The sequence below is a fragment of the Bacillus sp. FSL H8-0534 genome (assembly GCF_038005885.1).
Classification (GTDB): domain Bacteria; phylum Bacillota; class Bacilli; order Bacillales; family Bacillaceae_G; genus Bacillus_A; species Bacillus_A pseudomycoides.
In genome coordinates, this window is record NZ_JBBOUC010000003.1 from 171,912 (window position 1) to 191,885 (window position 19,974).

Here is a 19,974-nt window from a genome sequence, read left to right on the forward strand (position 1 = left end):
GGGAAATTCCCCTTCTCTTTATTGGAAATCTGGCACGCTCCCTATTATTTTGTGGCCGTTTTACTTAATTTAATTTTTAAAGAAAAAGTTATTGACACTAAAAATAAATTTATGATATTATTAAATATTTGATAAAAAATAACATATATGTTAAGCTTAAGAAGGTTACCATATATGGAGGTGGATTATATGTTTCAAATTGGCGATAACATTGTTTATCCAATGCACGGAGCAGGTATAATTGAAGCCATAGAAGAAAAAGAATTCTCAGGGGAAAAACAACAGTATTATGTCATAAAAATGTCAATCAGTAATATGCAAGTCTTGATTCCTACGGGTAAAATATTGAGTTCGAGTATACGTCCAGTTACTGATATACTTGCATTAAAACACATCATACACATTTTTCAGCATGGAGAATCAGATAGATTACTCCCGTGGAAACAAAGATATAAAGTAAACACGGACAAAATAAAAACGGGTGAAATACAAGAAGGTGCTGAAGTTGTACGTGATCTAATGCGTATGAAGAAAGAAAAAGCACTTAATACAAGCGAAAAAAAAATGTTGGATAACGCACATGAATTTTTGATTAGTGAACTGGGATTAATTAAAGGGATCACTGAAAATCAATTAAAAAGTTTCTGTTAAGGTTCATTATAGATAATGTATTACATCCCCAAAAAATATCCTGAATTTTTTGGGAATATGATTATTATTAAAAGTAAATCATTTCAAAGACATTCAACTTCTTCAACTCACTTTTAGAGCATTAACCTCTTTTGTTATTTCTACAATCTAATCCATTTTTATTATTTAAATTTCTTTTTACGAACGTTTGAAGTTTCATCAAATAACTCGATCAAATAGTCACTTGATTTTTGCAATCCTGATTCACACTGGTACGGACAAGGAGCCGTAAGGATGAAAGAGAGGTAGGGCTTTCATTGTTTTAGGTATATATATCTAAGTCATTATTTCTAGAAGAAAAAACAATCAATCTCATCTCTATCTTTAAGAATTTCTTACATCTACTGAAAAAGTGAATAATAATTGTTTATCTTCTTTACGTAAAATTGATAAACGAATTGATAACACTATATGGTCAACTACAAGAAAATGGTTTCCTGACCAGGAAACCATTTTAAATTTCATTTACATAACAACAGTAAATTAAGCAGTAAGAAGGAGTGCACACATGAAAAAAATGTTAACAAAAGAATTAAGTAATGAATTAAAGAAGCGAGAAGGGATCATTTCTATTACAGTTGAGCCTTATGAAAAAATCGAAGTTGGTGGAATTCGTGTAGATGGACCAGCTGTTATTCTAATTAATCAAGAATAGCTAAAAATAGTTGAATGAACGAAGAAAAGGATCAGCCTTTACGCGAAGGGAAGATCCTTTTTGTTTGTTGCTGATAATAATAGGATATACATAAATTTCATCGGATGTGATGGGGTTAAAAGGAAGGAGAGGGTCGGGATTATCATGGTGGAAAGCTTAATATTGGTAGTATTTCTTTTTATCTTATATAAATTAGTTGATAAAAAAACAAACTAATTATTTGAAACGATAGAGTGTTTTCTTTTTAAGAGCGATATTTATTTTATAGTGAATTAGATAATTTAAAGGAGGAATTTAGATGGATGCAAGGAAAGAACGCATAAAATACGAGAAGATGTCAAAGAACTATAACCGTATTTATTTAGTTTCGTTTCTCCTATTAATTGTACTTGTTTGTAGTAGTGTGATTATCATAGGAGCTACAGGGGGAAAATATGGAGTGTTTTTGTTGTTAGCAATTTTACTTAACGCACGTATTACTAAAGGATCTCAAAAAAAGTATGAGCAGTATTCTAATAAAGGGCGTATTTAAAATGATAAATATGTTGAAAAGAACAACCTAAATGTACATTTAAAATATCCCTATATCAGTACCTATTAATTACTAAAAAATAATCTTATATTAATAATTTTTTAGTAATTTAGGAATAGAAAACGTACCTTATTAAAATGTTATTTTCGTTCATATAATGAATTATCCTTCTAGCATATTTATAAGATTTATATCATATATTAGGAGAAAGAATGCAAGTTAGAAAGGAGTCTTATAGAATGAGTTATTTGGAGGAAAATGACTTTAGTGAACAAAATATGGTAAGTGTACCTAACCCCTACGTATATCAGACATTACAATCAGTAATTGGTAAACTTGTGGTTATTGAAACTGTAAGAGGTAATGTAAGAGGCAAGTTAAAGGATGTGAAACCAGATCATTTGCTCATTGAAGATACGGTACCGTATATTGTACGTATTCAACAAATTGTATGGATTATGCCAAAACAATGATCAAATTACATCTAATTTGATTTATAACAGATTGGCGTCATAGACGATCAAATAAAAACACAGGGTTTTATCTCTGTGTTTCTTCAAATTTTCTTTTTTGAATATATGCTTGAGCATGAATAATTTCTTCCTGAAGTTCTTTTAATTCTTCCATAGATCCTGATTCAATACTCATGTAAGTAGTAACTAAACTAATCATCATATCCATCTTCTCTACTATATTTTGAATGACCTGTTCAGATTGCTCTTTTTTAGGGTGTTGTATTGCTATTAATACATTTTCTAAATAATTGTTCTTTCTTTGCCGGATATCATTAATAAACTGTTTTGTGATTGAGTTCATTTGTTTTTCCTCCGTTTTGTATATATTTCTATTCTATCATATTTGAATAGAAAATATTGGATTCCCCTAAATTCACATCTGTCTAGTACATCTCCTCAAATATACAAACTAATCCCTTAACGTACAGGGAACCGGATAAAATGTGTCTAAATTATGTCTAAACGTACAATTTTCTTTTTTTGATATGGTGCCCCATGCCCATCAACTTAAGAATTTTCACTACCCCTAAATACAAAAAACGGTATTCTTTCTAAACAATCTAAGAAAAAAGCAACCTTTTCGGGAGATAGGCATGTATGGTGACCCCTAACAAGAGTTTTTGCACCAGAACCATTTTGTTTGATGTTGAGGAACAAAAAAAGCAGCTAGCAAAAGCTAACTGCTCGGCTTTCCAAGGGGGATTGGAAAAGTATCATGTCATCAAGAGTATTGACAGAATATCAAGATTTATACAAAGAAGAAGAGGAAAAATGATAAAATATGAACCTAGTTTGATAGATTACTTTCATAAGAAGCGATTTTTATATGCATTCATTATTGAGTATTTATAAGTACTGCAACACAATCAGTATTAGAAGTATTAATGCAACAATTTAATAATATAGAAAGCAAAAATTTTATTAATTACACTAAAAATGACATAGAATATGAATTCCATGTCATTTTTCAAAGTGATTTCGAAAATAAAGGGGAAAGGGGTTACTCAGGCTTATTTTTCTAGCATATCTGAGCAAATAAATTTAAATCATATGTTTTAATTGCACTTATTGAGGTAGATGAAACTATAAAACATAAGATTATATTGTACATTGCTTATACTTTTTACTTCTGAGTTAAAATAAAATCACCTTTGATATATTCATCTTATTATATATCCCTTTCAATTTGCTTTCATAAATGTTACAAAAGTCTTGCATAATCTTATTTTTTTTCTGATGTAACAGGAAGAGTAAACCAAAACTCACTCCCTTATTTACCATCTGAACGATTTCGTACACCAATTTTGCCTTTGTGCATTTCAATTAATGATTGTGCAATGGCTAATCCAAGTCCAGATCCCCCAGATTGTGAGCTTCTTGATGGATCTGTTCTAAAAAAACGTTCAAATATGCGCAGTTGATCACTATAAGCAGAAGCATCACGTACAATGAATTGAACGTGATGCTTCTGCTTATTTTCCTCTACAATTAACTCAATCGTTCCAGACACTGGAGAATATCGAATTGCATTATGTAACAAATTACTGATAACCCGTGCTATCTTACAAGGCATAATCCAGAGCTTCGGCAATGTATCAGAAACTTGTAATTGCAAATGGATCTGTTTTTCTTCTAATAAAATAGAATGTGAACCTAGTACTTCTAATAGAATACGATCCATATGTGTGAAACTTGGATAAAAATCTTCTTATCCAAGTTCTAACTTAGAAAGATCAAATAAGTCATTAATTAATCCACTTAATCTTTTTATTTCTTTATGGATTGTCGTTAAGTACTGTGTTTTCATTTCGGGATTTGCAATTACATCATCTTGTAATGCTTCAATCATCAATTGTATGCTAGCCATAGGTGTTCGTAAGTCATGTGAAATATTCGCAATGAGCTCTGTACGTGCTTTTTCTCCTTCTTCTAATTTAGTAAACCCTTCTTTTAATTTTTTAGCCATTTGTTGAAAAGCTGCCGCTAATTCTTTAAACTCATGTGGTCCTCGTCCAATTCTATACATCGCTCCAAATTGTCTATCGCTAAATTGTTTCGTTAATGCAATTAAATTTTGAATAGATTCCGTAATAGAGCGTGTTAATAACCAGTAAATCATCGTTGAAAGCGCCATTGCTACGGTTACAATTCCTATGAAAAGCTGCGTTTGTTCCGGTCTAAGTAACATTTTCATTTCGCTATACCAGATAGCAATTACCATAATGCTGGTGCTTAATAGATTCATCAATAACAATTGATTCCGTAATTTCATATTGTATTTCTCGTATGACACTGTATCGTAAGATACTATGGCCAACTGATAATCTAATGGAGAAAATGAGTAGTTAAATTAATAGTTTACAAAGATGTTAGCATGACAAGAAAATACTTCAATCCAACATCCACTGAGCTACAGCATACTTTAGACAAGGTATTTTCTTGCATTTTAGAAAGAAGAAAAATATGTCCTCAAAACGTGCAAGAGAATTATTGACACTAGATCAACGCTTAGAGTTTGTATCCATTTCAGAACAAATTAGTGAGTATGAATTAGGAAGTTATTACACCTTGTCTCCACATGATATCGAAATTATTAAACGCTATCGTAGAGATCAGAATAAGTTAGGGTTTGCTTTACAACTTTGGGCTCTGGTGCAAAAACTATAAGACTTATGTAACTAACCTCTGAAACTTGGACATACTGATACTAGTATTCTAAAAAAGGACGTGATCAGTATGGAAAAGAAAAATCTATTCAAGTGGAAACATTATCAGCCTGAACTGATCTTATTAACAGTAAGATGGTACCTGCGGTACAATTTGAGCTTTCGTAACCTGGTGGAAATGATGGAGGAAAGAGGATTATCGCTCACACAACCATTATGCGCTGGGTTCATCAATACGGACCTCAATTAGATATGCCTGAAGGCATATAACTAAGGCAAGTTAGATATCTCAATAACATAGTGGAACAAGATCATCGTTTTATTAAGAAACGTGTTCGTTCTATGTTAGGGTTCAAGTCTTTTGGCACAGCTACATCCATTCTTGCAGGAGTGGAAGCTATGCATATGATTAAAAAAGAACAGATTGATTTACGGAATCAGTCTGTCCAAAACCAGAAAGAATTCATCCATCGATTGTTTGGGCTTACAGCATAAAATAGAATTCCGTTAGAAATATATGAGCTATATTCTCTTTAATTTTATCTTTGTACCAGAACCCCGTTTTCTTAATTCACAAAATATTCAAAATTAAAATCTTCAAATGTTAATATTTGTTATATAATGAAGTTGTCAAACCAGTCATCAAATAGTGTCCCCTATGTTTCTGTTGAAATAGTTTGTTTGTCCCTTATTAACATTATCTCAAAAAGAACTTGTAGTGATTGGCTACAAGTTCTTTTTGTTCTTTTGATTGAGGTTTTCTATCAAGATAAAATGCATTTGTAATACTTTCAGCATCTTGGTCTGAAACATGTTTTGATAATGTCTGGATTAACAAAGGTCTTTCTTCTTTAAAATTCATAGTAAAAAGCTTTGCGAAACAATTCGCAAAGCTTTTGTAATAGTACGTATTATAATAGTAGTTTTCGTATTTCTTCTGTACTTAGACCAGTGAATTTCGCAATGTCTTCTAACGGCATACCGTTCTTATGCATACCACATATTAATTGAACTTTCCCTTGTTCAATGCCTTCTTCTCGTCCTTTTTGGATACCCTTTTGAAGTCCTTTTTGAATCCCTTTTTCTAAACCTTCCTCTAAGCCTTCTTCACGAGCGTGAGCCAGCTTAGCTTGTTCATCAAGAAGTAGCTTCTCGCGAGCCTCATAAGCTGTTCGGAAAGAGGAGTCATGGCTCATATTTTCCCATTTATTTATTGCTTTTTGTAAAATTGGATCTTGATTCATTGCAATCTCCTCCAATGTTTGAGTTAAATATTCATCTTCATGTGCTGGTAGTAATAACATCCAACGAACAAATGCATTTTCCCATGGATTTACTTTTTCTTCACGCCATTGTTTGACCAATTTTGGAATTTCAACAAAATGAATTTCAATATCATCACTTAGTATCTGTTGCTTTTGGGGATTCCATAATTGTCCTATGGTGTGAAATGAATCATCCTGGGAGAATAATATAAAATCTAATAAGTTAATGGTAATTGTTTTCCGAAGTGAACGATACGGCATCCCTTCTTGCATTTGGGATGTATAGAGTTTACTCCAGTAATATAAAGATCGCTTTACCATATCATGTGTATTGCGAAGCTGTATCTCTATATTCACTTGCGTTCCGTTGTCTAATGTTGCTAATAAATCTAAAATGGATAACTTATCATCTTCATAAGCCTTATGAAGATGTGGGTCTTCCAATTGTAGAGATGCAACGGGTGCCTCTAAAGATTCCTCTAAAATAGCATTCAAGAAACCAGTTAAGATCTCTTCGTTCCCTTTCGTTCCGAATAACTGTTTAAAAGCAAAATCAATTCGTAAATTTACTAATTTTGTGGACATGGGTTTCCTCTCCCTGTCTTTCTTTTCTTCTTCTTATTTTATAAGATAACTTGTTATATACGCAAATGCTTACCATTGTAGTTCCAATTCATCACAGTACACATCTAACTCAGTAAAACAGTTTTGTAAATCCGCTTCAAAATCAATTTCATGAATTATGCTATCTACCTTTTTTTCTAAATCTGAAATTGTGGTGTAAGGAACATAGAATATGTACTCCCCTAAGCGTTGTTCCATATTGTATTGTGATATGAGAAAGGATTCGATATTCTTTCTAACTTTCCCCTTCCCACGTACAAATTTATTATTATTTTCTACACGTAACAACATACGAATAGTTGCTGTTTTTTCTTCTGTTTCCTCATTCTTTTGTACTTGCTTGTGTTCTCGTATGTATCGGTACAGTGTTGCTTGGCTAATGCCAGTCATATCTATAATTTCTCGAATACTATATTGCTCTGACTTATATAAATTTAATGCCTTCTGAATATAGATATCTTTAATACGAGGACGACCACCAACCCTTCCTCTTGCTCTTGCACTTACAAGACCTTCTTGTGTTCGTTGAGCAATCAAGTCTCTTTCAAACTGGCTGAATGCCTGAAATACTGTTAACATCAATTTGCCTTGCGGTGTATTAGTATCAAATTGTTCTTTGATACTAATTAGCTTAACTCCTTTATTCTCAAAAAAATCAACAAGTTCAATTAAATCTTTGGTGCTTCTTCCTAATCTAGAAAAGCTTTCTACAACTAATGTATCACCAGGTCTAATTTTATCTTTTAATCGAGTAAGCTCTGGACGATCACTTTTCGTACCTGTTATTTTTTCAGTTAAAATTTCAGTGCAGTTATAATTTTGAAGCATGTCTAGCTGACGAATCAAATCTTGTTGTTGGGTACTTACTCGTGCATAACCATAAATGTATGAATTCATAAAATCACCTAACCTTTACATGATAATCTTATCATAAAGGGAGGTTAAAGTTAATTTGATTTTGACAATAGTTTTGATAACGTATTTAAGCAATTTATAAGGCTTAAATTTTGTTCATTTCACATTTATCTGATTTCCGAATTTACCAAAATCTTTAATTTATGAACATCTTAACTTCATAACCTTTACTCCAGTAATTACGAAATCTACACAGCTAACTTTATTATGTATACTCAGGACGCAAAAGAACACTTAAAATTAGTGCAAATTATCTCCTAAAGTGACACAGTATATAGAGGGTTCTGGTGCAAATACTTAGGAAAGATATAAAGAGGCGAAAAGTTTCCTAGTGGAATCTAGTCTTAAGCAGCAATTCCAAATAGTTGATGGATGAACTTCACTTGATTTTGGACAGACTTGTCCAGTAAAACAAGTTGCCCTTTTTTTACCATATGCATAGCTTCTATTCCAGAAATAATGGATGTAGCTGTGCGAAAGGATTTCAATCCTAACATCGAACGAACTCGCTTTTTAATAAACCGATGATCTTGTTCCACTATGTTATTGAGATATTTCACTTGCCTTAGTTGGATGCCTAATGGCATCTTTTTTTCTTTTCTCAATTCTTCAACTGCTATAGGATAAGCTGGATTCTTATCGACTGTCACGACACGAGGCTCAGAAATATGAAAAGGCTGCAAAGCTTTCTTGAAGAATCGCTTTGCAGCCTTGTGGTTTCTTGCTTTGCTTAGGTAAAAATCGATGGTATTTCCTTTCGAATCGACAGCACGATACAGGTACATCCATTGACTTTTTACTTTGATATATGTTTCATCGACTCTACAAGAGTCATTGATTTGCTTGAGATGATGACGGATTCTTTTGTCTAATTCAGGACCATACTGATGAACCCAAGGCATAATCGTTGTATGAGCAACGGATAAGCCCCTTTTTCTAGAGTGTAGACTCATTTAAAAAACTTTGCAACAGAACGTCCTTGAAACACCGATATAGCCTTTAAAATAAATTTCCATATGCTTTTTGTAAAGTGAATGGTATCTCCTATGTGAAATATTCTAATTTTGCATTGGGAAAGAATTTCTCCATATAAGAATAAAGATAACTTTTTATATCTTCTTCTTCTTCTTTTTGATAAATATATTTTCCAATTCCATATTTCCCCCATTTATATCTTCTTTTCTCTTCATCTAATTCTAATTTTGTCATGGGATAATTTTTTTCAATTACTCGTTTGGCAGGCTTTGTAAATCGATGTTGAATAAATTCAAATGTGATATCATCACGTGCATCAAGTGGTAATTCAGCATCAAGACGTTCAAACATATGATAGTACCCATCCTGCCAACCTTCATGCAGATAAATAGGGGCCACAATGAACCCAAGTGGATACCCGGCTCTTGCTACTTTTCCAGCGGCCTCAATCCGTTTTGCTAGGGGAGAGGTGCCGGGCTCAAAATTTTTAATAACATAGTCAGCGTTTACACTAAACCGAAATCTTGTTTTCCCGTTATGTTTTGCATCAAGTAAGTGATCTACATGATGAAATTTAGTAACAAACCTCAATTTTCCATACTCGGATTCTCCAAAATGCTCTATTGCGTGCTTAAGAGTTTGAGTTAAGTGATCAATCCCTACAATATCAGATGTACAGGATGCTTCAAATCTTGTCAGTTCAGGTGCTCGTTTCTCGATATATTTGTCAGCAGCCTCAAGAATTTCGGCCACATTTACATAAGTACGGATATATGGTTTACTACCCATCGTTGTTTGTAAATAGCAATAATGACAATGGCCCATACACCCTGTTGCAAAGGGAATAGCATACTCAGCTGAAGGCTTTGAGGTGTCAAACTTTAGTGTCTTTCTCACACCAACGACAAGGGTAGATTTTGCTACCCTGTACTTTTGAAAATCATTTTCTCCTGGAAGATCTCTCACTTGGTTATGTGAGGTGGTATACCGAATTTCTACATCCATTTTTTTGAATTTTTCTTGAAGTTCTCTTCCTAACGGATAATCTAATGCATTTGGTTCAAAGTATACTAGCTTAGGTATAAATGGATTATTCATTCTAATATCCCCTCTAAAGCATCTCCATAATAGTAATTGTAAGCTTGATTTGCCTCTTCTTCTGTAGAATAAACAGCCATTTCATTTGATAATGGATAATAAGTTTCATAAAGAAATAAAGCTAATTCATTTGGATTTTCAGGGTTATTTACAACGGCTGCTGCTTGTATATTTGCTACATCCTGGGTGTGGGGGTTTCGGTAAAAAACATAGACAATATCTCCAGCATGATAAGTTTTGTCTTCGTTAAACAGTTCCATTCCATCACCTTTTCTTTTATAAAATCTATTGGGTACAGTTATTCATTATTAAATTTTTATCTTTAGTGCCTAAAATTATGTCTTCTTTATTATGGAAAAGCGTTTAGCTAATTGATTTAACCCATGTGGGACATACTTCGTTGCAAATCAATAGATTTAATTCAATTCTTTCTTTTGGTGTTCTTTTTTTCAACCAGGGGCAATTGAAAATGTTTTAGACTATAGAAAATTGATGTAATTATAATATTTTTTCAAGAAATTTTAGATTTAAAGAGAACATCCTGCATAGACATGTTATAAGTTTTTTATAAAATTGGGTTATCTAAGAAGGAAGACATATTTTGAAGAAAGTACTATTATTTGGAGATCCAGGTATTGATGATTCCTTAGCTATCATATTTTCTAGAAAAGATGACATACTATGTATATGCTATTACATTAATAGCTCAAATAATTGGTCATTCAATTGGCAGATAATTTGTTTATCTGCCAAACTCTTTCATACGCTTTTTATTTTTTAAAAATTTAGTGTTTGGAGGTATAAAAATGAATTTTCCACATTCTAAAAAAGAAAAGAGTAACAACTCAAAAAACTTAAAATCTGATACTATTAAAACTGGACTTCAACCAGTAGAACAAGCCATGAATGGATTGTACGGAATGCCAGAAACTGATATTGAAGACAAAGAACACCAAAAACCGGAAATTTGAAAAATAATTAGTATTTAGATACTACTTTTATTTTATATACATACTTTATTCCTAATAAAAAACCAAGGGAAATCAAAGTTTCCTTGGTTTTTTAATTTTATTATATTATCAAGCATCTACTTTTTTTGTCTCTTCCTTCTTCCGAATCTTCCCAGGCCAAAAAGCGAAACGGCCTAAAACGCCTGTAAGTGAAGGAACAAGAAGAGGTCTTACTATAAATGTATCCAGTAGTACTCCTATTGCTGTAACAATACCAAATTGAACAAGTACTTGGATTGGTAAAGTAGCTAATACAGCAAATGTTCCTGCCAAGATTAAACCAGCAGACGTAATAACACTACCTGTTTGAACCACCCCGTTTTTGACTGCTTCAAGATGTGGCTGGCTTCTTTTGTTTTTCCATATTTCAGAAACCATAAATATGTTATAGTCCTCTCCTAATGCTACCAAGAACACAAATGCATATAGAGGAATCGCTCCTTGTATTGCAGGAGCATCCATACCATAGTGAAGTAGTAACCATCCTGCCCCTAATGCAGAGAAGAATGATAATACCACTGTTACAATTAAGTAGATCATCGCCACAACAGAACGTAAATATACAAGTAATAATAATGCGATAATACCAATCATAACAGGAATAATCACATTTTGATCACGTTCAGTTGTTTGTTTCGTATCGTATAATGTAGCCGTTTCTCCTCCAATCCATATGTGGTTATTAGCATCACTTATTTCAGCACTTTTCATTACCTGTTTCAAACTTTTTCTTAACTCAGGGATTTTATTCATCCCCTCAATAGAATACGGATTATCTTTTATTGAAACTTCAAACATTTGTAATTGATTATTCTGTTTCCCTTGCACTGGTTCTGTTACTTGATCTATAAAAGAAAGTTTTGTTAATTCTTCTTTGACAGGTACATCTTTTCCTTTTGTATCAACAACAATTTGTACAGGTGCTAACTCACCAGGTGAAAAATGATCAGAGATTAAATTAAATCCTTCACGTGAAGGCATATCTTTTGGAAATGATTCTATTAAATCATACGTAAATTGGATACGTGGAACAAATGAAGCCAATCCACCTAATAAGAATAGTGTTAGCAGGATAATTGTCCATGGTTTACGAATAACAAGATCTCCAAGTTTTTTGCTTAAGAACCCTTTCGATTCCTTTACCTTGATTGTTTTCTTTTTTTCTTAGCATATTCTTCATTCATTTCTCTTGTTCTTGGGATGAATGGGAAAAATGCTACTCTCCCCAAAATAGCTAATAATGCTGGTAAAATTGTCAAAGAAGCGATTCCCATAAGGAAAACAGCCACGCTAAAAGGTACTGCAAATCTATGGAAAGAACCTATATGAGCAAGTAATAGAGTACCTAATCCTACTACAACGGTAAGAGCACTCATAATGATAGCTCCACCTGATTCTTTAATTGCAAGCTGTAGCGCTTTAAATTTATTTCGCTCCACAAGAAGAAACTCTCGATATCTTGAAATTAGAAATAGACAATAATCTGTACCAGCTCCAAATAATAGTACAGTCATAATTGAAATTCCTTGCGCATCAGCAGTAATCCATCCTTTATCAGCTAAAAAACCTAAAGTTGGACTAATTATTCCATAAGCAAACCCAACTACAATAAAAGGTAAGATTGCTAATAGCGGTGAACGATAAAGAAGAATAAGTAAAGCTAAAACAAGTAATACAGTTGCAACCAATAATTTCACATCAGCCTGACTAAATATGCTTACTGCATCAGTCTGAATACCAACTGGCCCTGATAGACGTACATGCAAACCAGAATCAGAAATCTTTCTTTTAAATGGATCATCTTCCACTGTATTCTTTATGACAATCTGCAGTTCAGCCATATTCTCCTGCAGCATATCTGTCCCTACAGTTTTATCAAAAAACACAGGAGTTACAAGAGACGTACCATCTTCTGAAACATTTTTTGCTAACGCTTGGTGCGGTATGGTATCAAAAGGTGGTAACGTTGATTGCCCCTTTAATGGCGAATTTCTAAGTTTTTGATAAGTATCTTGAATTTTCTTAAAATCCTTCTCTTCTAAACCTTCATCTTTATGCCAAACAATAAGCACAGGGTTTCCTGAGTCATTCGGAAATTCTTTCTTAATTATATTATTAGCCTGTTGTGACATAGCCGTTTCAGGAAGATTAGGGACTGTCTCATCTTCAACGGTATTCACAGCTGGCCAAGTAAACGATAAAACAAGTGTCAACAAGACCCATACAAAAAGGGTAATCCACTTTGCTTTTGGTCCACCGACATATTTCCCCCATGTATAAAGAGGATGTTTTTTCATGATATTCCACCTTTCTTACTAATTTTAGAATTAATTATATATACTGGTTAGTTAATTAATCAAGTGCTATTCAACTGATATGTTATAATATTTTAAATTATGAAGAGTCAGGAGAGAATGATATTGGAACAAAAACAACGTCCTTTAGGAAGACCACCTCAAAATAAAAATACAAAATCTACAAAAGATAAAATTGTTGATATTGCTACAAAGCTGTTTTTAAGTAAAGGTTATCAAATTGTCTCTATGGAAGATGTTGCAAAAGAGTGCGATGTAACAAAGGCAACTGTTTATTATTACTATGCTACAAAAGCTGATCTTTTTACGGATACAATGATTCAAATGATGGCACGCATTAGAGATAATATGCATAAAATTCTTTCAACAAGTAAGCCGCTTAAGGAGCGATTACTTGATGTTGCAAAAGTTCATTTAACCGCAACACTGAACATTGATATCAAGAGTTTCATGAAAGATGCAAAAATATCTCTTTCAGAGAATCACTTAATACAAATGCAAAAAGCTGAAGATAAAATGTACGAAGTATTGGATCAAGCAATACACAAAGCGATGCAAAAAGGTGAAATCCCTAAAGGGCACTCGCTTTTAAGTACTCATGCCTTTGTTGCTTTGCTATACTTAGGTGATTACAAAGATGTAAATCAAAAGCCACTGATTGCCAATATAGATGATTTAGCTGTAAGCATTGTAGATTTTTATTGGAATGGATTGGGACATTAATTCAGGATTTTTAGTTATATATATTTCCTTGATATTGGTGTTTACATATTTATATAAAAAGCGACCATACTAATTTTTATGTTAGTATTTTATTGTGAAATACTACATGTTTTACTAACTACGATGCTAGGAGGATATTACGATGGATATTCGTGAAGGATTAATTCCAACTGCATTAGGTACAGCGGTCACAGCTGCAGGTTATGCACTTAAGCAGACACGTGGTTCTAATAAGATGATTGCTAATACGGTATTTGGATTTGGTTTAGCTCATGTTGTTTTAGGGGTAATTGATTTAGTCGAGCATCGTCGTTAGAACGAAGGCAAGCATATTTAAATGCTTGCCTTTTCTATACCCAAAACTTAGATATGCTCATGTGAAAATTTAAATTAGGTATATATTAAGCTGAGAAGGTAGTCATACGCTATACATGTATACAAAAAATCTTACTATTTCTATTGAATGATTGAATTGATGTACAAGAACTTTTATATGAATATATATAAAATTTATCTGTTTATTTTAGAAGAATTATTTTTGAAAAGTAAAGATGCCCCCCTAAATTACATAATGTCAAACATGATTAATCAAAGTACTTTAAGCTCATACTAACGTATGTTTTATAAATACTAGAAATGGGGTTGATTAAATATGGAATTTGAAGGTAGAAATACTACTGAATCTGCACTTCTTCAATATAAACATGGGTTGGGTTTATTTACGGAAAAAATGCCAAAACTGGCTGAACAGTTTAATTCTTTTACAGAGGAATGCTTTAAAGAAGGTACATTATCAAAAAAAGTAAAACAATTGGTTGCTTTAGGGATAAGCCTTTACTCTCAGGATGAGTATTGCATTATTTATCACACTAAAGGATGTATAGATCAAGGAGCTTCAGAGCAGGAAATTCTTGAGATCATTGGCGTAACAGCTGCATTTGGCGGGGGAGCTACCATGAGTCAGGCGGTCACACTTGTTCAAGAATGTATGCAAGAGTTAAATGAATTAAAGCAGTGACTATCCAAGATATTGTTAAAAACATGTTTAATTTTTTGGGTTGTATTTATTACATTTTCTTGATAAAAACCAAACAATACAAAAACTTGAGCATTTTTAATTATGCTCAAGTTTTTGTAATTTATCAATTCATGCTGTAAATTGTCCAAGATAAATATGTAGCAAAAGCAGACCATAAAAGATAAGGGGTACGGCAACGATTCAAAGAATACCCCGCCACATCTGAAAAATTTTCCAATTCGGGCGGGTATTTTTATTATGATTTATCTTGTAGTTTCCTATATAGGGGCACGGCAACGATTCCTTCTTTTTGGGGCCACTCACAAAACAATAGGTAGAACTCAAAGGTCTTTTTGAATTTGTAATCAGTATAGCAATGTAACCTAATCACGCAGCAAACATTAGTACACATTCAGCACCGTATCAAATGAAAGTGTCAAAGGACCCCAAATAACTATACTGTTTACTTTATGACAATAGAAGTGGTTCTGGTGCAAAAATCATTTGATAAAGACATAGAAACCTACATAGTCTGTTCAATGGCAGATTATGATGCAATTCCAAACAATTTATGTATGAACCTAACTTCGTTTTGGGTAGACTTCACCCACAGGTGAAGTTGTCCTTTTTTCATCATATGCATGGTTTCAACGCCACTCAATATAGAAGTGGCTGTTTCATATGACTTGAATCCTAACATAGAACGCACACGTTTCTTAATGAAACGGTGATCCTGTTCCACTATATTATTGAGATATTTAACTTGTCTTATTTGTATGCCTTCAGGCATACGTTTCTCTTCTTTTAATTCTTGAATTGCTACAGGATAGGCTGGGTTCTTGTCTACTGTTATAACGCGAGGTTTACAAATATGAGAAGCAGCCAAGGCTTTCTTGAAAAAGCGCTTGGCTGCTTGTTTATCTCTTGATTCACTGAGATAAAAATCAATGGTATTTCCTTCTGAATCGACTGCGCGATATAAATACATCCATTGACCTTTTACTTTCACATACGTTTCATCGACTCTCCAGGAATCATTTGTTGTCTTAAGATGACGTCGTACTCTTTCATCTAATTCAGGTCCATATTGATGCACCCAACGCATAATGGTGGTGTGAGCAATAGACAAACCTCGTTCCTCCATCATTTCCACCAAATCACGAAAACTTAGGTTGTACCGTAGGTACCATCTTACCGTTAATAAGATAATATCAGGTTGATAGTGCTTCCATTTGAACAAATTTTCCTTTTTCATACCGATCACACACCTTTTTTAGAGTAATAGTATCAGTATGTCCAAGATTTAGAGATTATTTGCAATTTCCCTGAAGTTTTTGCACCAGAACCAATTATCTTTATTTGCCGAAGAGTTATATCGATATATGTCTCCCGCTACACTTAATCAATTAGCTATAAAAGCAGGCGGGATGAAACGAAAACGTAAGTGCCACGGGCACCATTTCTTATCTTTGTGTGTATGGTTAAATCAACAAGTCGCTACTACCTCTCTTACTCAACTTTGTAGTCAATTAGAAACTTCAACAGGAGTTTTATTAAGTCCGGAGGGACTTAATCGACGATTTAACTCGGCTTCTGTAGCCTTCTTTCGAACTGTATTTACTACACTTCTACAAGCTAAAATTGGAGGAGTATCTAAGATTTCTCATTCTCTTTCTGCTTATTTTGAGCGGATTCGCATCCTTGATTCTACAACCTTCCAAGTTCCAGATCGATTCGCAGCTACTTATCCTGGTGCCGGAGGATGTAGTCATACAGCTGGTGTGAAAATTCAACTAGAGTATGACTTGTTGAGTGGAGAATTTTCTGATGTGGCAATTGAACCCGGAAAACGAAGTGATCAGGCATATAGTGCGACTCGAACAGGCATGGCACAAAAGAATGAACTGTATATTCGTGACTTAGGATACTTTCGTTTACAAGACTTTAAGTCTATTCAAGATAAGCAAGGATATTATTTATCACGTCTTAAGTTACCAACTAAAATATATAGAAAAGAATTCGAAACAGTGGTATTTAAAACAAAACCCGCTCAATTAAGACCGGTATATATACAAATTCATTTGGAAGACATCATGAAACAATTACAACCTGGCCAAGTGTATGAATTACATGATGTATATGTAGGGAGTAAAGACAAACTGCCTACTCGCATTGTGGTTTATAGATGTACCAAGGAGCAAAAACAGAAACGCCTACGCGATCGAGCGATTCGCGAAAAGAAAAAAGGGATTACATATACAGAGCGTACGAAACTTTTACAAGGAATTACGGTATATATGACAAATATTCCTACGGAATGGGTACCAAAAGAGAAAATCTATGATTTATATTCACTACGTTGGCAAATTGAGCTGTTATTTAAAATATGGAAATCTTGGTTTCAAATTCATCGTTGCAAATCTATTAAACAAGAGCGGTTAGAATGTCATCTTTATGGTCAACTCATTAGTATCTTATTATGTTCTTCTACTATGTTTAAAATGAGAGAACTCCTGTTACGTAAGAAACAGAAAGAGCTAAGTGAATATAAAGCGATGTACATGATTAAGGATTATTTTTTACTGTTTCATCAAGCATTACATAAAAACACCCAAGAGTTATCAAAGGTTCTCCTTCGTCTGTTTAACCTCCTACAGCACAACGGACGAAAATCTCATCGATACGAGAAAAAGACAGTCTTTGATATTTCTTACGATTAGTCAATCCTTATTTTTAGATTTTTAATCAATTAAATATCGCAAAGCCTATATCATATATGTTAAATTTAATGCAAACTAAATACCCCTAATATGTATTCGTTTTTTTACTAGGGGGAATAAATATAGTATGATGAATGAGACTATGATTTTAGGCGGTTAACCGATAATCATAGTGTATATTATGTGTAATAAGGTAGAAGAGGAGCTTCAATAACTTATTTACACATGCGATTGACGCAACTTTATGACATTTGTTATAAGGTTGCGTTTTTAATTTATCATAATACTCAACAATGTGGTTCTGTCCGTAACGGCGTAGCTTTATCATGTTCTGGATAATGAGAAAAAGAAGCTTACGCAGATGCTTATTTCCACGTTTATTGATCTTATCTTTGAAAAAAGTTTTTCCTGATTGAAAACGGCGTATATCAATACCTGCAAATGCATTAAGTTGTTTGTTATTTTCGAAGCGAGTAATATCCCCGATTTCAGCTAACAAACGTATAGCCGTATTGGGACCTATTCCTGGAAAACTAAGAATAATTGGATATTCTGTGCGACTTTCAGCTAATCGTACCATCTTCGTGATACACTGTTCTTTTTGATGAAGGAGCTCCTGATAGCGTTTCGCATACGATTTGAGTTGTTCACATAAAACGTCATCCTGACGTACGGCTGGATAAGAATACCTGGCAGCCGCAAGTACTTCCATAGCTTTCTTTTCTGCTATGCTGATTGAGATGTTTTTATTGGTATTCTTACGAATCCGATTCTTCATGACCGTTTTGGAAAGATTTTGAACAAAATCTGGGTGAGGGAATAATTGAACAAAGTTTAAAAATAAATCTGACTTAGTTGTGAAAATCTGTTCCAATTCCGGAAATGTCAACTGAATGACTTTATGCATCCGGCTACGAATCAAAGATAATTCGTCATCCAGTTCACTATAAAATCTTGAGAGTGATTTTAATTGATAAAATAAGTTATCTGTGCCTGTCTTTTCCCTCCGGGAAGCCGTGAAATGTGTGAGAGCTAATTGATGCGCGTCGCTTCTATCGGTTTTATGAATCCGTAAGGAATCGCATTGTAATTTCGCTTCTAAAGGGTTCAACAGAAAGTATTCAAACTTGTTATCTTGCATAAAACGCTCCAGTTGTCTCGAATAGACACCAGTTGCTTCGAACACAATATGAGGTGATTTTTTATTTTCATTCATAAGTTGATCTATTCGTTTTCGTAGTTCTTCAAAATCGGGCTTAGAATGATTGATTTCACTTTCAAAAATACATTGTTTTTGAGCATTATAAATAACCATATAACTCTTTCCCATACTAACATCAAACGCAATTACATGTTGCATATTTTGCCTCCTTATGTAGAATTGAAGTCCTCATCTTACTCTTATCGATTCCCATTTCTTATACACGATCTCAAGGATCCACATACTAAACTGATTCAAATAAGGTAAGTGAAGAAGGTCTGTTTTGGGTACGGATTTAAAATCCTAATATCAAAGCGACCTATTCTTCACTTCTACTATAAAAAAATAGTAGTGTAAACCAATGCCTTGGTTTACACTACTAATCTTAGTATGTTTTGGGTGTTGTTTATGAGTATACCACTTCTAATCATAAAGTAGCATATTAAAAAAATTGAAACCCGTCAGGGTTTATTTGATATGCCTACTTTTATAACTTCTATAAAAGATTATAAAAAACTAAGTGGAAAGACCGCATTTTGTACAAAAATATACTTTAAGTTGATGGATGTGTGGCGCTCCCCCTTATAAATGTTACAAAAATCTTTCAAATAGCTCTAACTTGCACAATGCTTCCCGTTAATATAATACGCTGATTCTGTGAAAACCGTAAATACAACCTCTACTTCTGGAAGTCCAAAATCCATTACATATGTAGTAATGGCCTTGGCAAATCGATCACGAATTTCCTGTCCACGCTCGAACCATTTCACTTCAATAAGAGGAAACGCTTCTATTTCTTCTCCATTGAATACAAACGTAGAACTTGGTAGTTCCAACGTAAAATTATCCGTACCACACTCACAAATCTCTGCGAGCTCTTCTACTAATGGCTTGCTTATACGTTTTAATTGTTCAGTAGTAATTCCACGAAACACAACATGCGGCATGTGAATCCCTCCGTTAGATAGCTTTATATTTGCTCACATCATAGCACAATTTATTTTGCTGCACTAGAATCTATTGGTACATTTCAATGACATTCTTAAGTTGAT

At 33.4% G+C, this 19,974-nt stretch carries 18 protein-coding genes and 6 pseudogenes; 11 read left to right on the forward strand and 13 right to left on the reverse strand.

What is annotated here, in order from left to right; genetic code table 11:
• The first annotated feature begins 189 nt into the window (after nucleotides 1-189).
• From MHH71_RS29255 to MHH71_RS29270, 4 genes are all read left to right on the forward strand, one after another.
• Nucleotides 190-651, forward strand: coding sequence for a CarD family transcriptional regulator (locus MHH71_RS29255; protein ID WP_018783411.1), 462 nt, complete (start codon nucleotides 190-192; stop codon nucleotides 649-651).
• Nucleotides 652-1,198: 547 nt separating this feature from the next.
• Nucleotides 1,199-1,345, forward strand: coding sequence for a BC1881 family protein (locus tag MHH71_RS29260; RefSeq protein ID WP_000738547.1), 147 nt, complete (start codon nucleotides 1,199-1,201; stop codon nucleotides 1,343-1,345).
• 298 nt (nucleotides 1,346-1,643) lie between these two features.
• A complete protein-coding gene (locus tag MHH71_RS29265) occupies nucleotides 1,644-1,877 on the forward strand; it encodes a hypothetical protein (RefSeq protein WP_018767989.1) in 234 nt (77 codons plus the stop codon).
• Nucleotides 1,878-2,116: 239 nt separating this feature from the next.
• Nucleotides 2,117-2,350, forward strand: coding sequence for a YuzF family protein (locus tag MHH71_RS29270; protein ID WP_003202925.1), 234 nt, complete (start codon nucleotides 2,117-2,119; stop codon nucleotides 2,348-2,350).
• A gap of 67 nt (nucleotides 2,351-2,417) precedes the next feature.
• Here MHH71_RS29270 and MHH71_RS29275 read toward each other — a convergent pair whose 3' ends face one another.
• Nucleotides 2,418-2,693, reverse strand: coding sequence for a hypothetical protein (locus MHH71_RS29275; RefSeq protein ID WP_340725685.1), 276 nt, complete (start codon nucleotides 2,691-2,693; stop codon nucleotides 2,418-2,420).
• A gap of 969 nt (nucleotides 2,694-3,662) precedes the next feature.
• Nucleotides 3,663-4,664: pseudogene (locus tag MHH71_RS29280) on the reverse strand (sensor histidine kinase).
• A 191-nt stretch (nucleotides 4,665-4,855) separates the two neighbouring features.
• On the opposite strand from MHH71_RS29280, the pseudogene MHH71_RS29285 reads away from it, so the two are divergent.
• Nucleotides 4,856-5,044: pseudogene (locus MHH71_RS29285) on the forward strand (DUF4158 domain-containing protein); the annotation flags it as partial.
• Between the two features lie 84 nt (nucleotides 5,045-5,128).
• Nucleotides 5,129-5,553 (forward strand): annotated as a pseudogene (locus MHH71_RS29290) (DDE-type integrase/transposase/recombinase).
• Nucleotides 5,554-5,755: 202 nt separating this feature from the next.
• Here MHH71_RS29290 and MHH71_RS29295 read toward each other — a convergent pair.
• The 6 genes and pseudogenes from MHH71_RS29295 to MHH71_RS29320 form a co-directional block, all read right to left on the reverse strand.
• Nucleotides 5,756-5,896 carry a hypothetical protein gene (locus tag MHH71_RS29295; RefSeq protein ID WP_167535700.1) on the reverse strand — a complete coding sequence of 47 codons (141 nt, stop codon included), beginning with the start codon at nucleotides 5,894-5,896 and terminating at the stop codon, nucleotides 5,756-5,758.
• A gap of 73 nt (nucleotides 5,897-5,969) precedes the next feature.
• Entirely contained in the window at nucleotides 5,970-6,908 is a 939-nt protein-coding gene (locus tag MHH71_RS29300; protein ID WP_077295826.1) for an Rpn family recombination-promoting nuclease/putative transposase, read from the reverse strand.
• 69 nt (nucleotides 6,909-6,977) lie between these two features.
• Complete coding sequence (locus tag MHH71_RS29305) at nucleotides 6,978-7,844, reverse strand: recombinase family protein (protein WP_077295828.1); 867 nt, start codon at nucleotides 7,842-7,844, stop codon at nucleotides 6,978-6,980.
• A 362-nt stretch (nucleotides 7,845-8,206) separates the two neighbouring features.
• Nucleotides 8,207-8,797, reverse strand: a pseudogene (locus MHH71_RS29310) (IS6 family transposase); the annotation flags it as partial.
• 109 nt (nucleotides 8,798-8,906) lie between these two features.
• Nucleotides 8,907-9,935, reverse strand: a complete 1,029-nt coding sequence (gene splB, locus MHH71_RS29315; protein ID WP_033799350.1) for a spore photoproduct lyase — start codon at nucleotides 9,933-9,935, stop codon at nucleotides 8,907-8,909.
• Nucleotides 9,932-10,195, reverse strand: coding sequence for a transcriptional regulator SplA (locus tag MHH71_RS29320; RefSeq protein WP_006096981.1), 264 nt, complete (start codon nucleotides 10,193-10,195; stop codon nucleotides 9,932-9,934). Before MHH71_RS29320 ends, splB begins: the two co-directional genes overlap by 4 nt.
• Before the next feature lie 546 nt (nucleotides 10,196-10,741).
• Here MHH71_RS29320 and MHH71_RS29325 point away from each other — a divergent pair.
• Nucleotides 10,742-10,906 carry a DUF4021 family protein gene (locus MHH71_RS29325; RefSeq protein WP_077295769.1) on the forward strand — a complete coding sequence of 55 codons (165 nt, stop codon included), beginning with the start codon at nucleotides 10,742-10,744 and terminating at the stop codon, nucleotides 10,904-10,906.
• A gap of 108 nt (nucleotides 10,907-11,014) precedes the next feature.
• Here MHH71_RS29325 and MHH71_RS29330 read toward each other — a convergent pair.
• Nucleotides 11,015-13,242: pseudogene (locus MHH71_RS29330) on the reverse strand (MMPL family transporter).
• 117 nt (nucleotides 13,243-13,359) lie between these two features.
• On the opposite strand from MHH71_RS29330, the gene MHH71_RS29335 reads away from it, so the two are divergent.
• From MHH71_RS29335 to MHH71_RS29345, 3 genes are all read left to right on the forward strand, one after another.
• A complete protein-coding gene (locus MHH71_RS29335) occupies nucleotides 13,360-13,983 on the forward strand; it encodes a TetR/AcrR family transcriptional regulator (protein ID WP_006096977.1) in 624 nt (207 codons plus the stop codon).
• 142 nt (nucleotides 13,984-14,125) lie between these two features.
• Nucleotides 14,126-14,299, forward strand: coding sequence for a hypothetical protein (locus tag MHH71_RS29340; protein WP_006096976.1), 174 nt, complete (start codon nucleotides 14,126-14,128; stop codon nucleotides 14,297-14,299).
• A gap of 336 nt (nucleotides 14,300-14,635) precedes the next feature.
• Nucleotides 14,636-15,001 carry a carboxymuconolactone decarboxylase family protein gene (locus MHH71_RS29345; protein ID WP_006096975.1) on the forward strand — a complete coding sequence of 122 codons (366 nt, stop codon included), beginning with the start codon at nucleotides 14,636-14,638 and terminating at the stop codon, nucleotides 14,999-15,001.
• Between the two features lie 124 nt (nucleotides 15,002-15,125).
• On the opposite strand, the pseudogene MHH71_RS30755 reads toward MHH71_RS29345, so the two are convergent.
• Both MHH71_RS30755 and MHH71_RS29350 read right to left on the reverse strand, forming a co-directional pair.
• Nucleotides 15,126-15,233, reverse strand: a pseudogene (locus MHH71_RS30755) (hypothetical protein); the annotation flags it as partial.
• 315 nt (nucleotides 15,234-15,548) lie between these two features.
• Entirely contained in the window at nucleotides 15,549-16,256 is a 708-nt protein-coding gene (locus MHH71_RS29350; protein ID WP_033799379.1) for an IS6 family transposase, read from the reverse strand.
• Between the two features lie 127 nt (nucleotides 16,257-16,383).
• Between MHH71_RS29350 and MHH71_RS29355 the strand changes: the two genes are divergently transcribed.
• Complete coding sequence (locus tag MHH71_RS29355; protein WP_340725686.1) at nucleotides 16,384-17,721, forward strand: IS4 family transposase; 1,338 nt, start codon at nucleotides 16,384-16,386, stop codon at nucleotides 17,719-17,721.
• 148 nt (nucleotides 17,722-17,869) lie between these two features.
• Here MHH71_RS29355 and MHH71_RS29360 read toward each other — a convergent pair whose 3' ends face one another.
• Entirely contained in the window at nucleotides 17,870-19,081 is a 1,212-nt protein-coding gene (locus tag MHH71_RS29360) for an IS110 family transposase (protein ID WP_098719823.1), read from the reverse strand.
• 455 nt (nucleotides 19,082-19,536) lie between these two features.
• Nucleotides 19,537-19,869: a DUF1904 family protein gene (locus MHH71_RS29365; RefSeq protein ID WP_001120967.1), complete on the reverse strand. Its 333-nt coding sequence runs from the start codon at nucleotides 19,867-19,869 to the stop codon at nucleotides 19,537-19,539.
• Nucleotides 19,870-19,974 lie beyond the last annotated feature (105 nt).

Coding starts and splice junctions, on each gene's coding strand:
- MHH71_RS29355 (WP_340725686.1), top strand. CDS start 16,384: ATGTCTCCCGCTACACTTAATCAATTAGCTATAAAAGCAGGCGGGATG.
- MHH71_RS29265 (WP_018767989.1), top strand. CDS start 1,644: ATGGATGCAAGGAAAGAACGCATAAAATACGAGAAGATGTCAAAGAAC.
- MHH71_RS29350 (WP_033799379.1), bottom strand. CDS start 16,256: ATGAAAAAGGAAAATTTGTTCAAATGGAAGCACTATCAACCTGATATT.
- MHH71_RS29325 (WP_077295769.1), top strand. CDS start 10,742: ATGAATTTTCCACATTCTAAAAAAGAAAAGAGTAACAACTCAAAAAAC.
- MHH71_RS29340 (WP_006096976.1), top strand. CDS start 14,126: ATGGATATTCGTGAAGGATTAATTCCAACTGCATTAGGTACAGCGGTC.
- MHH71_RS29360 (WP_098719823.1), bottom strand. CDS start 19,081: ATGCAACATGTAATTGCGTTTGATGTTAGTATGGGAAAGAGTTATATG.
- MHH71_RS29255 (WP_018783411.1), top strand. CDS start 190: ATGTTTCAAATTGGCGATAACATTGTTTATCCAATGCACGGAGCAGGT.
- splB (WP_033799350.1), bottom strand. CDS start 9,935: ATGAATAATCCATTTATACCTAAGCTAGTATACTTTGAACCAAATGCA.
- MHH71_RS29305 (WP_077295828.1), bottom strand. CDS start 7,844: ATGAATTCATACATTTATGGTTATGCACGAGTAAGTACCCAACAACAA.
- MHH71_RS29320 (WP_006096981.1), bottom strand. CDS start 10,195: ATGGAACTGTTTAACGAAGACAAAACTTATCATGCTGGAGATATTGTC.
- MHH71_RS29275 (WP_340725685.1), bottom strand. CDS start 2,693: ATGAACTCAATCACAAAACAGTTTATTAATGATATCCGGCAAAGAAAG.
- MHH71_RS29345 (WP_006096975.1), top strand. CDS start 14,636: ATGGAATTTGAAGGTAGAAATACTACTGAATCTGCACTTCTTCAATAT.
- MHH71_RS29335 (WP_006096977.1), top strand. CDS start 13,360: ATGATATTGGAACAAAAACAACGTCCTTTAGGAAGACCACCTCAAAAT.
- MHH71_RS29260 (WP_000738547.1), top strand. CDS start 1,199: ATGAAAAAAATGTTAACAAAAGAATTAAGTAATGAATTAAAGAAGCGA.
- MHH71_RS29300 (WP_077295826.1), bottom strand. CDS start 6,908: ATGTCCACAAAATTAGTAAATTTACGAATTGATTTTGCTTTTAAACAG.
- MHH71_RS29365 (WP_001120967.1), bottom strand. CDS start 19,869: ATGCCGCATGTTGTGTTTCGTGGAATTACTACTGAACAATTAAAACGT.
- MHH71_RS29270 (WP_003202925.1), top strand. CDS start 2,117: ATGAGTTATTTGGAGGAAAATGACTTTAGTGAACAAAATATGGTAAGT.